This window comes from Janthinobacterium glycogeni (genome assembly GCF_051380725.1).
GTDB lineage: Bacteria > Pseudomonadota > Gammaproteobacteria > Burkholderiales > Burkholderiaceae_D > Janthinobacterium.
The window spans coordinates 274,930-288,710 of record NZ_JBNYXP010000005.1 but is presented as its reverse complement, the minus strand read 5'-3'; the positions used below and the strand labels follow the sequence as shown (position 1 = coordinate 288,710).

Sequence of the window (13,781 nt, the reverse complement as noted above, 5' to 3'; positions counted from 1 at the left end):
TTACGAGAAAATGCCCGTGCCCAGGCTGCGGCGCGTGCTGGAACGCGGCGCGCTGCGCGTGCTCGGCACTTGCTTGCGCAGGCGGTACAGCAATTCCTTGGTACTGCGCTGCAGCATGGTCGGCTCTTCGTCCGGATCGTCCGAGTATTCCGCATCGGCCAGGTCGGCGCTGTGGCGGAAGTCGGGGAACAGTTCGAACAGTGAGCGGTCCCAGCCGTCTTCATTCGCTTGCGCCAGTTCGATGGCCAGCGGCACGATGTCGTTGTCGGACGAGGTCACGCCCGTCACGTACGGTCCCTTGATGACGATCTCGCCCGCCACTTCGAGGATTTCCTTCGGCGCCATCGAGAACAGGATGGCGAACGCCGTGGCGCCCCAGTCGGTGGCGGACGCTTCGAGCAGCAGCTCGCGGCGGCGCTCAGCGTCGTCGGTGGAAAACACCACGCCGTGGATGTGCGCGAACAAGGCTTCGGCGATGCGTTCCGGATCGTCCTCGATCTGGTCGTCGCTCCAGGTGGCGGCGATGAAGGCCAGGCTGTCGGCCCACGCCTTCGGCGGCACCAGCAAGGTTGCCAGCGACATCTTGCCGCCGTCGAAACCGGCCAGGTGCAGGGCCGTCACTTGCGGCGGGATGGCGCTCAGCACTTCCACCACGGCCAGGTCGCCGTACTGGTCGGCCGCGTCGGCAAACGCCTGCTCGGCGTGGCCCAGCGAACCGGACAGCACCAATTCCGTGACCTGCTTCGTCAGCGCGGGCAGGTTGCTTTTTTGTTCGGCATGTTGATCCTTGTTATCGGCCATGGTCATCTCCATCCTGGTCAAACATCTGGGCGAAATCGTCGGTGGCTTCGTCTTCGTCGTGATCGTCGTCGCCGTCGTCATTGGCGGCCAGCTGGTCGAGCGACTGGTCGTCGTCGTCCCACAGGCGCGGATTCTTGTGCAAGAAGGCCGTGATGATGGCCTGGCGCGCCAGGTCGGGGAAGCTTTCTTCGATGGCGGCGTACATCTTCGCCGCTTCCGGCGCGGCGCAGGAGGCCATCGAGAACACGCGGGCCGGGTCGCCGAACTCGTAGTCTTCGCTCTCGGCCAGCAAACCCTTCGGGTCGCTGAAGGTGATGTGGTCGACCAGCGCGAAGGCCAGCATGTTCACGTCTTCGATGCCGCCGCCGCTGGCGTACTCGCTCACCAGGGCGTCGACCATGCTTTTATAGTTCTTGCGGTTCGGCGGGTCGCCGAGGATGCCGTCGATCTGGCCTTCCAGCTCGCGCGACTGGTACGCGAATTCAGGGTGTACTCTTCTCATGCTGTGCTTTCCAATGTGATGCGCGGCGCTGATAAAAGCGCCGTTGTTGTTGTTTTAAATATCATTCAGGCCACCCGGTGGCGGCTGCCGGCAGACTCAATCTGCTGGAAGCGTGGTGCCATGCAGGCGGAACACGCCGCACCACAGGGCATAGGCTTCCGCTTCCGGATCGATGATGATGCGGTGGTTCACGCTCTGGTCGTATTCGGCGCGCTTGGCCGGGTCGACCAGGATTTCATACGCCTTGGTGACGCTCTTGAAGCGCGCCTCGGCGCCGGGGGCCTGGTTGCGGTCGGGGTGGAAGCGCATGGCCAGCGAACGGTAAACCTTCTTGATTTCATCGTCGCTGGCATTGGGCGCGACACCGAGGACGTTATACAAATTTTCCATAAATGGCTCCGGGGTCACGTTTTGTTTGCTAATTAAAGGCGAATTATCCTATAGAACGGCGCCCGCGTCGCTTGCATGCTGGGATATGGGGCCAAATACGTGCTTATAAAGCGCTTGCGGTACGGTAAAATGCTTTTTACTGTCACTCTTCCGCATTGATCAATGAGCAACGATAAACCGAATACCGCCGCGCCAGCGCTGGCGCCCAATTTCTTGCGTAACATCATCGAAGCCGACCTGGCTGCCGGCGCCCACGTGCGTCCCGGCCTGCCCCAGGTGATCACGCGTTTCCCGCCGGAGCCGAACGGCTACCTGCACGTGGGCCACGCCAAGTCGATCTGCGTCAACTTCGGCCTGGCGCGCGATTACGCCGGCCAGTGCAACCTGCGCTTCGACGACACCAATCCGGCGAAGGAAGAGCAGGAATACGTCGACACCATCATGGACAGCGTGAAATGGCTGGGCTTTGACTGGGAACCGAAGCAGGCCGACGGTCAGAGCCACCTGCACTACGCGAGCGACTATTTCGACCAGTTGTACGCGATGGCCGAATACCTGATCACGGCCGGCTTCGCCTATGTGGACAGCCAGAGCGCCGAAGACATGGCCGCCAACCGGGGCAATTTCGGCCAGGCCGGCAAGAATTCGCCGTTCCGCGACCGTCCGCGCGACGAATCGCTGGCCCTGTTCCGCGCCATGAAAGCGGGCCAGTTCAAGGATGGCGAGCACATCCTGCGCGCGAAGATGAGCGAAGATGCCATGAGTTCGCCGAACATGAACTTGCGCGACCCGGCCATCTACCGCATCCGCCACGCGCACCACCACCGCACGGGCGACGCCTGGTGCATCTATCCGATGTACGACTACACGCACCCGATCTCGGACGCGCTGGAAAACATCACGCATTCGATCTGCACCTTGGAATTCCAGGACCACCGCCCGTTCTACGACTGGCTGCTGGAAACCCTGGCCGCCGGCGGTTTCTTCCAGCAACCCGTGCCGCACCAGTACGAATTCTCGCGCCTGAACCTGACCTACATCGTCACCAGCAAGCGCAAGCTGCGCCAGCTGGTGGAAGAGCACATCGTCGACGGCTGGGACGACCCCCGCATGCCGACCCTGGTGGGCATGCGCCGCCGCGGTTACACGCCGGAAGCGATCCAATTGATGTGCGAACGCACGGGCGTGACGAAATCCGACGGCTGGATCGACTACAGCGTGCTCGAAGGCTGTTTGCGCGAAGACCTGGACCCGAAGGCGCCGCGCACGGTGGCCGTGCTGCGCCCGTTGAAACTGATCATCGACAATTTCCCGGAAAACGAAAGCGTGGAATGCACGGCCCCCGTGCATCCGCACTTCCCGGAGCGGGGCTTGCGCACCTTCCCTATCTCGCGCGAGCTGTGGATCGAGGAAGACGACTTCATGGAAGTGCCGAACAAGGGTTACTTCCGCCTGTACCCGCCCATCGACGACAAGCCGGGCAGCAAGGTACGCCTGCGCTACGGCTACGTGATCGAGTGCACGGGCTTTGACAAGGATGAAAACGGCAAGGTCATCGCCGTGCATTGCAACTACTTCCCGGACAGCAAGTCCGGCACGGAAGGCAGTTCCAATTACAAGGTCAAGGGCAATATGCACTGGATCAGCGCGCCGACGGCGATTCCCGCCGAAGTACGCCTGTACGACCGCCTGTTCACCGACCCGCAGCCGGACGCGGGCGGCAAGGACTTCAAGCTGGCCCTGAATCCGCTGGCCAAGGAAGTCGTGCAAGCGTGGCTGGAACCGGGCGCCGAACTGGCTCAGCCGGAACAGCGCTTCCAGTTCGAGCGCCACGGCTACTTCGCGGCCGACCGGGTCGACAGCCAGCCGGGCAAGCCCGTCTTCAACCGCATCGTCACCCTGAAAGACAGCTGGCAGCCCGCAAAATAAGGCGCCGGACGACCCACAAAAAAACCGCTGCGGCGGTTTTTTTTCGTTTCAACAATATATGTCACGACAGAATATTGCCTGTTGACTACATTCACGATAATTTTGTATATTAGGCAGCTATTGAGCAATTTGCAATTTCGATAGCGCTTGCACAACACAGTCGCCCAGGCGGCACCCGATTCCTCTTCCTGATGCGGATGGCGATGTCTTCTACTGCAAGCGAACACCCCTTGTCTGCTGAAAAAAGACCGCAGTGGCTGCTCGGCTTTGTGATGTCGATGATGGTAGGCTTGCTGTTCTACATGGCCGCCTCGCTGTCGATCGAAAACGATGCCGGCGACCTGTTCAACAATCTGGCTCGCAATACCCAGAAAAACATCGAATCGCGCGTCAAGTCGTATGCCAACCTGTTGCGCGGCACGGCCAGCCTGTTCCACGCCAACGAACACGTGAGCCGCGAGCAATTCCACCGCTATGTGGCGAACATCGCCCTGCAACAGAACTACCCGGGGGTGATGAACCTCAATTACAGCCAGGAACTCGACGAGACGCGGCGCGCCGCCTTCGAAGCGGCCGTGCAGCGCGACTATCCGCCCGGGCGCGACGGTTATCCGGCGTTTGCCATCCATCCGCCCGCCCCGCGCGCCCACTATTCCGTGCTGGTGTACATCGAGCCGATTGCCAGCGCCCCGGAAAAGTACGGCTATGACATCGCCTCGCGCCCCCTGATCGCGGATCTGCTGGCGCAGTCGCGCGATTCCGGGCAGATCAGCAATTCCGGCGTGCCCGTGCCGATGGAAGGCCGTCCCCACTTGACGGGCATGGCCATGCGCCTGCCCGTGTACCGCTACGGCATGCCGGTCGATACGGTGGAGCAGCGGCGCGCCGCTTACCAGGGTTCCGTCGGCATCGGCTACGACCTGGTGACGATGATGCGCAGCGCGCTGGCCGACATGCCGGTGCGCAACGTCCGCCTGACCCTGTTCGATATCGGCCCGCAGGCGCTTGAACAGCCGAACGTCCCGCTGCGGCTGCCGCACGATATGCGCCCCATTTTCGATAGCACGACGGCGGGCATGCACGCGCCATGGTGGCTGCCCGGCAGCTCGGGCCGCTACCTGAGCAGCACGATGCTGATCGAACACAATGGCCGCCTGTGGCAAGCGCTGTTCAGCGTGCGCAAGAGCGACCTGTACACGCGCTTCGACGCCTTCTTGCCATGGCTGGCCCTGCTGACCGGCTTTGCCAGCGCCATGCTGCTGTACATGCTGTTCCACACGCTGGCATCATCGCGCCAGCGCGCCATCCAGATGGCGACGGGCATGACGGAGGAATTGCGCGCCAGCCAGATCCGCCTGCAGCTGTCGCACCAGAAACTGCGCCGCCTGGCGGCCCACGCCGACCAGATCAAGGAAGAAGAACGCAAGCGCATCGCGCGCGAAATCCACGACGATCTGGGACAGAACCTGCTGGTGCTGCGCATCGACGCCGACATGCTGGCCTCGCGCACGCAGCGCCGCCACCCGCGTCTGAACGCGCGCGCCCGCTCGACCCTGGAGCAGATCGACGCCACCATCAAAAGCGTGCGGCAGATCATCAACGACTTGCGCCCTACCGTGCTGGACCTGGGCGTGAATGCGGCCGTCGAATGGCAGGTGGCGCAATTTCGCCAGCGCACGGGCATCGCCTGCGAAGTGAATGAAAGCCATGGCGACATTTGCCTCAGCGATCAGTGCGCGACGGCCCTGTTCCGTATCCTGCAAGAATCGCTCAGCAATATTTCGCAGCATGCGAATGCCAGCCGCGTGCAGGTCAAGCTGGAGAAGTGCCGCGATACCCTATCGATGAGTATCAGCGACAACGGCGTGGGCGCGGCCATCGAGGGGCGCAACAAGCTGGGCTCGTTTGGCCTGGTGGGCATCGAGGAACGCATCAAGTTACTGGGCGGCACTTTCTACATCGAAAGCAGCCCCGGCGCCGGCATGACCGTGCACGTCAGCGTGCCGCTGGGCGCGGACGCCACCGCGTTTCCCTACCAGGAAGAAAGCCGGGCCAGCGGCTGACAGGCGCGCTCCCGCTTGAAACAAGCTCAGCTTGCATATTTCGTAATTAGATGCAATATTGATGTAGAACAACTCAGCGCCCGCCCGCCATGGGTCAGGCATTCCTCGACTACTTGCCAGGAGTACACACCCGCCGCCTTCCCTAGTTTCACCGTATTTCCCACAACGCTCTTTACCAAAGGACATTCATGGATACGAACGACAGTTTCAAGGCAATTGCCGATTTGAATTTGGACGCGATCAAGGTCAAGCTGATGCACCGGGAGTCAGGCGAAGGATGGAGCCTGGAAAAGGCAAATGCGGTGGAATTCGAATACCGCCGCTTCCTGATCCTGATGAAACAGTTTCCGGAAGAAGAAACGGCGCCACTGATGGATGTCGACACCTTCTGGCACTACCACATCCTCGACACCCTGAAATATGCGGCGGACTGCGAGCAGGTGTTCGGTTACTTCCTCCATCACTTTCCGTACATCGGCTTGCGCGGCGAAGACGACGAAGCGGCGCACCAACGCGTGGGCGAGCGCATGAAGCAGTTGTATGAGCAAACGTTCGGAGAAGATTACATCCGCGCAGAAACGGCGTATTCGGGGCGCGCCGTACAGGCGGCGTATTCGGGACGTGCGGTACAGGCAGCGTATTCTGGACGCGCGGTACAGGCAGCGTATTCCGGACGCGCGGTACAGGCGACCGCTTACTCGGGCCGGGCCGTGCAGACGGCGTTTTCCAGTGCGGCCGTGCAGGCGACGGCGTATTCGGGCCGCGCGACGGGCGCTGCCAGCACCGCATTTTCCAGCGCGCCTGCCTCTCTGGCCGCGGCGGTGGTCAAATCGTCTTCGACTGGCCTGGAAACGGGGCGCTTCTATGTCGATCGTCCGGTACTGAACCGCGACGCGCAATAGACAAGCGGAAAACAGCTGTGGCTGCCGCACGCGGCAAGCCTGACTTACCCAGACGGCACCTCTCAGTTTGCCGTCTGTCAGGCGCTCTTAGGCAGCCATCAACTCGCGCAGTTCACGAATGCTGAAATCGCTGATTTCATGCATGCGGATGAGGATCGTGGCGCCGATCGGCAAGGTGTTGTGACGAATCTTGCTGATAACAGGTGGCGCCACTTCCAGAGCTCGCGACAAGGCGGCATCGTTTTTCAGTTGCAGCTTGTCGATGATCGCATCGAGGACGCGATTCGGGTTGTAGGTAGGCAAAGAGGTAATTTGTTTGAGAGACATGATCAAAAATCCGTACTTGTTGTATTAGAGCAAAAAGAAACCGAATGCCTCTTTCGCTATAATTCAGGGTAAACACACGAAAAAGCGCCATCACTTATGCGGCTTTTACGCCACAAACAATATAATACACGCTATTGTTGATTTTTGCGTAACTTAAAGCAAAATTGTGATAATTGAAGAGAATTGACGCACTTGGAATGTGCTAGAGGATAACCCAAATCGGGAAAATTTGCTGCAAGTCATCAATTTTTACAATGAGGAACGCCGCTGTGCATGAGCCAGGCAATCGCCATGAGGGCGCCCAGGCGGGTCATTTCCGCGGATAGATGCCAGCCTTGCGCGGCCACGCCGGCCGGGGTGGACGAAAGGCAGTTGCATGAAAAATCGTCGATGCGGCACCAGGCCAGCTGCCGGCGAATTTCATCGGGCGGCGGCGGCGGCTGCAGCGCTCGTTCGCGCCGGCGCATATACGCGCGGACCTGCTCCTTGCTGGGGTGACTCGTAGCTCGCATGGCTCGCTCCTGCTGACGGGAAACAGCGTCGCGCTGTGTAGAGCCCGCCACAAGAGGCCCGGACGCGTGACGACATTGCTCACCATATCGCCAGCGCGCCCTGACGCGTTTGTGCTGCATCAAATGGCACGGCCCCGGCGTTGCGCCGCAGCCCGTGCTGTCCCACGACCTGGCGGCCAGAGGCACAGCCCCCCCATCCTTATTTCTTTTGCTGGCGCACGCGCTGTTGTTGTTTTTCCTGCGTTTGCTGGCGGTTCTGCTTGCGCTCGAACAGGGCAACCGCATCTTTCTTGGCTTGCTCGACGGTACGCATTTCCTCATGCGCATCGTGCGGGACAAAAAATTCGGCGTCCTGCGCCGCCACGACCAGCTTGATGGCGGCGTCATCGTCGAGGTCGTACAATTCCGTCAGGACGGTGGTGACCTCGTCCAGGTATGCTTCGTAAGTGAGGGTGCTCATGCTGTCTTCCTTAAGTGAGTGGCGCAGCGCGGGAACGGCGCGCTGCGCGCCGGCCCAGCAAAGTGCGCAGATAACCGGCCATTTTACCCGATGCGGCCCCCGCCGGCTGCCGGCGCCTGCAAGGCATCGGCCACGCGCGCGTAGCGCAGGCGCACGCCCAGCTCGCGCTTCATGCGCGTATTGTGCAGGCGGCGCGATTCGGACATGAACGACAGCAGCATCGGCGTGACCACTTGCCGCAGCTCCGCACGGGGCAGGCGCGGCGGGCGCGGCAGCCCAAACGTATCGGCCACGGCATCGAAATATTCGGCCATTTTGAGTTCACTGTCATCGCTGGCGTGATACACGCGCCCCGGCTTGCCATGCCACAAGGCCTGTTCGATGATGCGCGCCAGGTCATCGGCATGGATATGGTTGGTGTACACGTCGTCATCCGCGGCCAGGGCCGGCGTGCCTTCGCGCAAGCGTTTCAAAGGCAGGCGGTCATCCGCATAGATGCCGGGCACGCGCAGGATGGCCACCGTGGCGCCGCGACGCGCGCCCCAGCCACGCAAGACCTGTTCGGCGTCCACGCGCCGCTTCGCCCGCGCATTGGCGGGCGCGACAGGCCGCGTTTCATCGACCCAGGCGCCGCCGCAATCGCCATACACGCCGCTGGTACTCACATACACCATGCGGGCATGCTCGGGTAAAATGGCGGCCAGATTGCGCGTGCGCCGGTCCAGCAAACCCGACGACAGGGGCGGCGCCAGGTGCACGATCATCGTCGCCAGTCCCGCCAGCCGTTTCAGGCTGGCGCGGTCGTCGAGATTGGCCACGATGGGCACGGCGCCGGCCGCCCGCAGCTGCGCACGGCGCGCCGGCTGGCTGGTGACGGCAAAGACGCGAAAGCGCGCGCGCAGCAGGGGCAGCAGCCGCATGCCGACATCGCCGCAACCGAGGATCAGCAGGCGCGGCAAGCCTGAGGGCTTGCGCAAAGAGTGCTTTAACATATTTTTCATCTCAAGGATTGTATGACTTTTCAAATTACTGTTCAGCCCAGCGGCCACCAATTCAGCTGTGAAACGGACGAAACCGTCCTGTCGGCGGCGATACGCGCCGGCGTGGGCCTGCCGTACAGCTGCAAGAGCGGCGCCTGCAGCTCCTGCAAGGGCAAGATCGTGTCCGGCAATGTACAGCATAAGCCATACCAGACCCGCTCTCTGACGGAAGAGGAGGCGGCGGCCGGCTATTCGCTGCTGTGCTGCGCCGTGCCCCAGGGCGATTTGGTGGTGCAGGCGCGCGAAGTGGCGGGCAGCAGCGACTACCCGATCAAAAAAATGCCGTCGCGCGTGACCACCATCGAGAAAGTCGCTCCCGACGTCGTCGTGCTGACCCTGCAGTTGCCGGCCAGCGAGCGCCTCAACTACCGCGCCGGACAGTATATCGAAATCATGCTGCGCGACAACAAGCGTCGCAGCTACAGCATGGCCAGCGCGCCCGTCGAAGGCGGCCCCGTGAGCCTGCACATCCGCCACATGCCGGGTGGCCTGTTCACCGACCAGGTGTTCGGCACGATGAAGGAGCGCGACATCCTGCGCTTCGAAGGCCCGATGGGTACCTTCTTCCTGCGCGAAGATTCCGACAAGCCCATCGTGCTGCTGGCCTCGGGCACGGGCTTTGCCCCGCTGAAAGCCATCGTCGAGCACATGATCAACGAGCAATCCCCGCGCCCGATCACGCTGTACTGGGGCGGCCGCCGTCCGCACGACCTGTACATGGATGCGCTGTGCCGCCAGTGGGCCGCCGACTTGCCGCAGTTCACCTATGTGCCCGTCATCTCGGAAGCCTTGCCGGAAGACGCCTGGAGCGGCCGCACGGGCTTCGTGCACCAGGCCGTCATGGCCGACTTGCCCGACCTGTCCGCGTATCAGGTGTATGCCTGCGGCGCGCCCATCGTGGTCGAATCGGCTAACCGCGATTTCGTACAATTGTGCAAGTTGCCAGCCGACGAGTTCTACGCCGACGCCTTCACCACGGAAGCCGACCTGGCCAAGTAAGCATCCAGACAGCGGGGTGCTGCTGGCGCGGCATCCGCTGCCGTCACCCGCCCCACCCCGCTGTTCCCTGGAAATGTCATGTCTCTCGCTTCCGCCGGCAACGGCTTCAGTATCCTGCGTCACCGCAACTTCGCCTGTTACCTGTCCGCCCGCGTGCTGGGCACGGTGGCCGTGCAGATGCAAAGCGTGGCCATCGGCTGGCAGGTGTACCAGATCACGGGCAGCCTGTTCGACCTGGGCTTGATCGGCCTGGCGCAGTTCGCCCCCTTCCTCGTCTTGATTTTGCCGGCCGGCCACGTGGCCGACCGCTACAACCGCCGCAACATCATCGCCTGGTGCCTGACGGCGCAACTCGCTTGCGCGCTGGCCCTGCTGACGTTTACGTTAAGCAACATTTCCATCGTCTGGCCCGTATTCGCCGTGCTGGTGCTGTTCGGCAGCGCCCGCGCCTTCATGATGCCGGCCACGCAAGCCGTGCTGGTCAACATGGTGCCCACGCAACACTTCAGCCGCGCCCTCGCGCTCAGTTCGTCGAGCTCGCACGTGGCCATCATCCTGGGGCCTACCCTGGGCGGCTTGCTGTATTACTTCGGCCCCAAGGTCGTGTATTTGATCTCGTCGGCCTTGCTGGTGCTGTCCGTGCTGCTGATGCGCGCCACCACGCCGGCGCCGCAAGTGGTCAAGCGCGAACCCGTCAGCTGGCATACCCTGCTCGAAGGCTTGCGCTTCGTCTGGTCGAAACCCATCGTGCTGGGCGCCATTTCGCTCGACCTGTTCGCCGTGCTGTTCGGCGGCGCCACGGCCCTGCTGCCGGCGCTCGCGCACGACGTGCTGCATATCGGCCCCAGCGGCCTGGGCCTGCTGCGCACGGCGCCGGGCGCCGGCGCGGCCCTGTGCTCGATCGTGCTGGCCCTCTTTCCCATCACGCGCCGGGTGGGCGCCTGGATGTTCGGCGGCGTGGCCGTCTTCGGCCTGGGCACCCTGGTGCTGGGCAGCACCAGCTATTTCCCGCTGGCGCTGGCGGCGCTGTTCCTGATGGGCGCCGGCGACATGGTCAGCGTCTACATCCGCCACCTGCTGGTGCAGTTCGAGACGCCGGACGAGATCCGCGGCCGGGTCAGCGCCGTCAATGCCGTCTTCATCGGCGCCTCGAACGAGCTGGGCGAATTCGAATCGGGCCTGACGGCCGGCTGGTTCGGCCTGGTACGCGCCGTGCTCTTCGGCGGCGCGGCGACCCTGGCCGTGACGGGCGTATGGGCCGTGCTGTTCCCCGTGCTGTCGCGCATGGACCGCTTCCCCCACCACGAAAAGGAAGCGGCCGCCAGGACGCCCACCGCGACCGCAAACTAAAGGCTAAGATGCGCTATTGCCACTGAAGAACCCGCACCATGAAAATCACGCTTCCCTTGCACGGCTTCATCCGCAGCCGCCCCCACCTGAGCATGGCCACGGCCATCGGCGTGGCAGTCGGCCTGCTGTTGCCCTCTTCCTGGCAACAGATGACGCGTTTGCTGACGGCGTGGAATGTCGCCGTCTGGTTCTACCTGGCGACGATGGCCTGGATGATGATGCGCGCCAACCATCACAAGGTCAAGGTGATGGCGGCGCGCCAGGATGAGCGCGCCACCACGGTGCTGTCGGCCCTGTCCGTTGCATCCGTGATGAGCCTGGTGGCCATCGTCTCGCAACTGTCTTCGATGAAAGACATGGCGCCCGACGGGCGCGCGCTGCATTACGGCTTGACGATCCTGACACTGGTCGGTTCCTGGTTCCTCGTCGGTACCCTGTTCTGCTTCCACTATGCCCACCTGTATTACCAGGCCGACCCCGCCCTGCGCCCCCTGAAGTTTCCCGACGACGAGCAAAACCCCGATTACTGGGATTTTCTGTATTTCGCCTTTACCATCGCCGTGGCCGTACAAACGTCGGACGTTTCCGTGCAGACGCGGCTGATGCGGCAGATCGTGCTGGGACAATCCGTGCTGAGCTTTTTCTTCAACCTGGTCGTGCTGGGGCTGTCGATCAATATCGCGGCAGGCCTGATCAATGGATAAGGCTGACGATAAATAATTTCGTAGTGGAAACTTGACCTGGCTGAAGGGTTAAGCTCATCTTAATCGTGCGCCCCCTCTTGAAATACTGGAAAGAGGAGTAAGATAAGTTCCATGCACAGAGGTCATGTGCATGAGGCAGCAACCAGGCCGCAGCACGCCTGAGATGGGTTTTTTTTGAATTGACAGGAGTAAGCATATGCAAATCAATATTCATACCGACAGCACCATCGCCAACACCGCTGGACTGAACGAACATGTGCAATCCGTACTTGAAAGCGCACTGAGCCGCTTCCGCGACAACCTGACCCGCATCGAAGTCCATATCAGCGACACGAATGGCCCGAAAGGCGGCGCCGACGATATCCGCTGCGTCATGGAAGCACGCGTTGCTGGCTATCAACCGATTGCCGTGACCGAACAGAACGCCACCGTGCATCAATCCGTTGCCGGCGCCACCGACAAACTGAAACGCGCCATCGATAGCGCCCTGGGCCGCCTGCAAGACAGCAAGCGCCACGCCACCGGCAAGAATGCCGTGATCGATACGGCCGAAGCGGAAGAAACCGCCGAGTAATTCCCCACCTGCAGGATTTCCAGAGACTGAGGCAGCCGTTCAAGGCTGCCTTTGCACATCTGGAGCCACCTTCCTGCGCGACAACATCCATAATAGAACTGCAAGCATTCCAACTTATTAACGCGACAATGAAATAATTGTCGTATTTCCCACAGTAAGTGACACCAAGCAAGCCTTTGCCGTTACAGCCAAGTCCGCTTTACGCTATCATGAAGCTACCGGCCCCCTGCTCGCGCGCGCCGGCTTTTTGAAAGTGTGATTGTGGAACAGATCGGCAACTTCGGCGCTTCAGGCTGCAACATCGGCGATTTACAGCTATTTCGCGATGGAGCGGACAGCCAGACGGCCGCCATGCTGGCGCCCTGTCCCGTCATGCGCCTCGAAGCGGGCGAAGCCATCGCCGACACACAGGGCACCAGCCTGTACATCGTCTTGCGCGGTTCGCTGGCCGTGGCCGCCGACATCCACACGGGCATGGATGACGGCACCGTCAGCAAGGTCTTGCCCGGCGAAAGCGTGGGCGAACAATCGGTGCTCGACGAAGCGAGCAGCCTGGCCGCCATTTCCGCTCTGGAAGAAACCGACTTGCTGGTGATCGACGCGGCCGTCGTCTGGGAATTGATCGAGCAATCGAACGGTTTGGCGCGCAACCTGCTGCGCCTGCTGTCCTTCCGCATCCGCGCCGCCAACGCCCTGCTGCGCCGCCGGCAGAAACTGGGGGAGTTCTACCGCCAGATGTCGATGGTCGACAGCCTGACGGGCTTGTACAACCGCGCCTGGCTCACCGATTTATTGCCGAACATGATAGTCACGGCCCACGCCAGCGGCTCGCCGATGTCGCTGGTGATGATAGACCTCGACCATTTCAAGCGTTTCAACGACACGCACGGCCACCAGGCTGGCGACCAGGCGCTGCGCATTGCCGCGCAAGTGCTGGGCGCGGCCCTGCGGCCCACGGATTTTGCCGTGCGCTATGGTGGCGAGGAAATGATGGTGATCTTGCCCGATACCAGCGAACACGTGGCCTTGCGGGTCGCCGAACGCTTGTGCGAACGCATGCAGCAAGCCGTCATCTTCGCCGACATGCGCAGCGCGCTGCCGCACATCACGGGTTCCTTCGGCGTGGCCAGCCTGGCGCCCGGACAGGACGACGAAGCGCTGATCGCCACTGCGGACGCGGCGCTCTACCGGGCAAAAGCCTCGGGTCGCAACCGGGTCATGCTGTAGC

The 13,781-nt window shown here is 62.1% G+C and carries 15 protein-coding genes; 8 read left to right on the top strand and 7 right to left on the bottom strand.

Annotated elements, in window-relative coordinates; all coding sequences use genetic code 11:
• From ACQ4W4_RS14200 to ACQ4W4_RS14190, 3 genes are all read right to left on the bottom strand, one after another.
• Positions 1-801, bottom strand: coding sequence for a hypothetical protein (locus tag ACQ4W4_RS14200; protein ID WP_436542547.1), 801 nt, complete (start codon positions 799-801; stop codon positions 1-3).
• The gene (locus tag ACQ4W4_RS14195; protein ID WP_436542546.1) at positions 791-1,303 is read right to left on the bottom strand and encodes a hypothetical protein; all 513 of its coding nucleotides are present in this window, start codon (positions 1,301-1,303) and stop codon (positions 791-793) included. Before ACQ4W4_RS14195 ends, ACQ4W4_RS14200 begins: the two co-directional genes overlap by 11 nt.
• A 96-nt stretch (positions 1,304-1,399) precedes the next feature.
• Positions 1,400-1,693, bottom strand: a complete 294-nt coding sequence (locus ACQ4W4_RS14190; protein WP_436542545.1) for a DnaJ domain-containing protein — start codon at positions 1,691-1,693, stop codon at positions 1,400-1,402.
• A gap of 162 nt (positions 1,694-1,855) precedes the next feature.
• On the opposite strand from ACQ4W4_RS14190, the gene ACQ4W4_RS14185 reads away from it, so the two are divergent.
• The 3 genes from ACQ4W4_RS14185 to ACQ4W4_RS14175 all read left to right on the top strand — a co-directional run bounded on the left by ACQ4W4_RS14185 (position 1,856) and on the right by ACQ4W4_RS14175 (position 6,587).
• Positions 1,856-3,622 (top strand): glutamine--tRNA ligase/YqeY domain fusion protein, encoded by a 1,767-nt coding sequence (locus tag ACQ4W4_RS14185; RefSeq protein ID WP_436542544.1) that lies wholly within the window; start codon positions 1,856-1,858, stop codon positions 3,620-3,622.
• 203 nt (positions 3,623-3,825) lie between these two features.
• Positions 3,826-5,685 (top strand): sensor histidine kinase, encoded by a 1,860-nt coding sequence (locus ACQ4W4_RS14180; protein ID WP_436542543.1) that lies wholly within the window; start codon positions 3,826-3,828, stop codon positions 5,683-5,685.
• A gap of 188 nt (positions 5,686-5,873) precedes the next feature.
• Positions 5,874-6,587 carry a glycine-rich domain-containing protein gene (locus tag ACQ4W4_RS14175; protein WP_436542542.1) on the top strand — a complete coding sequence of 238 codons (714 nt, stop codon included), beginning with the start codon at positions 5,874-5,876 and terminating at the stop codon, positions 6,585-6,587.
• An 87-nt stretch (positions 6,588-6,674) separates the two neighbouring features.
• Here ACQ4W4_RS14175 and ACQ4W4_RS14170 read toward each other — a convergent pair whose 3' ends face one another.
• The 4 genes from ACQ4W4_RS14170 to ACQ4W4_RS14155 all read right to left on the bottom strand — a co-directional run bounded on the left by ACQ4W4_RS14170 (position 6,675) and on the right by ACQ4W4_RS14155 (position 8,887).
• Positions 6,675-6,914 carry a hypothetical protein gene (locus ACQ4W4_RS14170; protein WP_029496207.1) on the bottom strand — a complete coding sequence of 80 codons (240 nt, stop codon included), beginning with the start codon at positions 6,912-6,914 and terminating at the stop codon, positions 6,675-6,677.
• Positions 6,915-7,156: 242 nt separating this feature from the next.
• Positions 7,157-7,381 (bottom strand): hypothetical protein, encoded by a 225-nt coding sequence (locus ACQ4W4_RS14165; RefSeq protein WP_436542541.1) that lies wholly within the window; start codon positions 7,379-7,381, stop codon positions 7,157-7,159.
• 244 nt (positions 7,382-7,625) lie between these two features.
• Positions 7,626-7,886, bottom strand: coding sequence for a hypothetical protein (locus tag ACQ4W4_RS14160; protein WP_070221371.1), 261 nt, complete (start codon positions 7,884-7,886; stop codon positions 7,626-7,628).
• An 83-nt stretch (positions 7,887-7,969) separates the two neighbouring features.
• The gene (locus tag ACQ4W4_RS14155; RefSeq protein ID WP_436542540.1) at positions 7,970-8,887 is read right to left on the bottom strand and encodes an SDR family oxidoreductase; all 918 of its coding nucleotides are present in this window, start codon (positions 8,885-8,887) and stop codon (positions 7,970-7,972) included.
• Positions 8,888-8,899: 12 nt separating this feature from the next.
• Here ACQ4W4_RS14155 and ACQ4W4_RS14150 point away from each other — a divergent pair, with 12 nt between their 5' ends.
• The 5 genes from ACQ4W4_RS14150 to ACQ4W4_RS14130 all read left to right on the top strand — a co-directional run bounded on the left by ACQ4W4_RS14150 (position 8,900) and on the right by ACQ4W4_RS14130 (position 13,780).
• Complete coding sequence (locus ACQ4W4_RS14150) at positions 8,900-9,925, top strand: CDP-6-deoxy-delta-3,4-glucoseen reductase (RefSeq protein WP_436542539.1); 1,026 nt, start codon at positions 8,900-8,902, stop codon at positions 9,923-9,925.
• A gap of 78 nt (positions 9,926-10,003) precedes the next feature.
• Positions 10,004-11,275, top strand: coding sequence for an MFS transporter (locus ACQ4W4_RS14145; RefSeq protein ID WP_436542538.1), 1,272 nt, complete (start codon positions 10,004-10,006; stop codon positions 11,273-11,275).
• A 38-nt stretch (positions 11,276-11,313) separates the two neighbouring features.
• Complete coding sequence (locus ACQ4W4_RS14140) at positions 11,314-11,979, top strand: DUF1345 domain-containing protein (RefSeq protein WP_436542537.1); 666 nt, start codon at positions 11,314-11,316, stop codon at positions 11,977-11,979.
• Positions 11,980-12,175: 196 nt separating this feature from the next.
• The gene (locus ACQ4W4_RS14135) at positions 12,176-12,553 is read left to right on the top strand and encodes an HPF/RaiA family ribosome-associated protein (protein ID WP_070221366.1); all 378 of its coding nucleotides are present in this window, start codon (positions 12,176-12,178) and stop codon (positions 12,551-12,553) included.
• Between the two features lie 261 nt (positions 12,554-12,814).
• Positions 12,815-13,780 (top strand): GGDEF domain-containing protein, encoded by a 966-nt coding sequence (locus tag ACQ4W4_RS14130; RefSeq protein WP_436542536.1) that lies wholly within the window; start codon positions 12,815-12,817, stop codon positions 13,778-13,780.
• The last annotated feature ends 1 nt before the right edge of the window (position 13,781 follow it).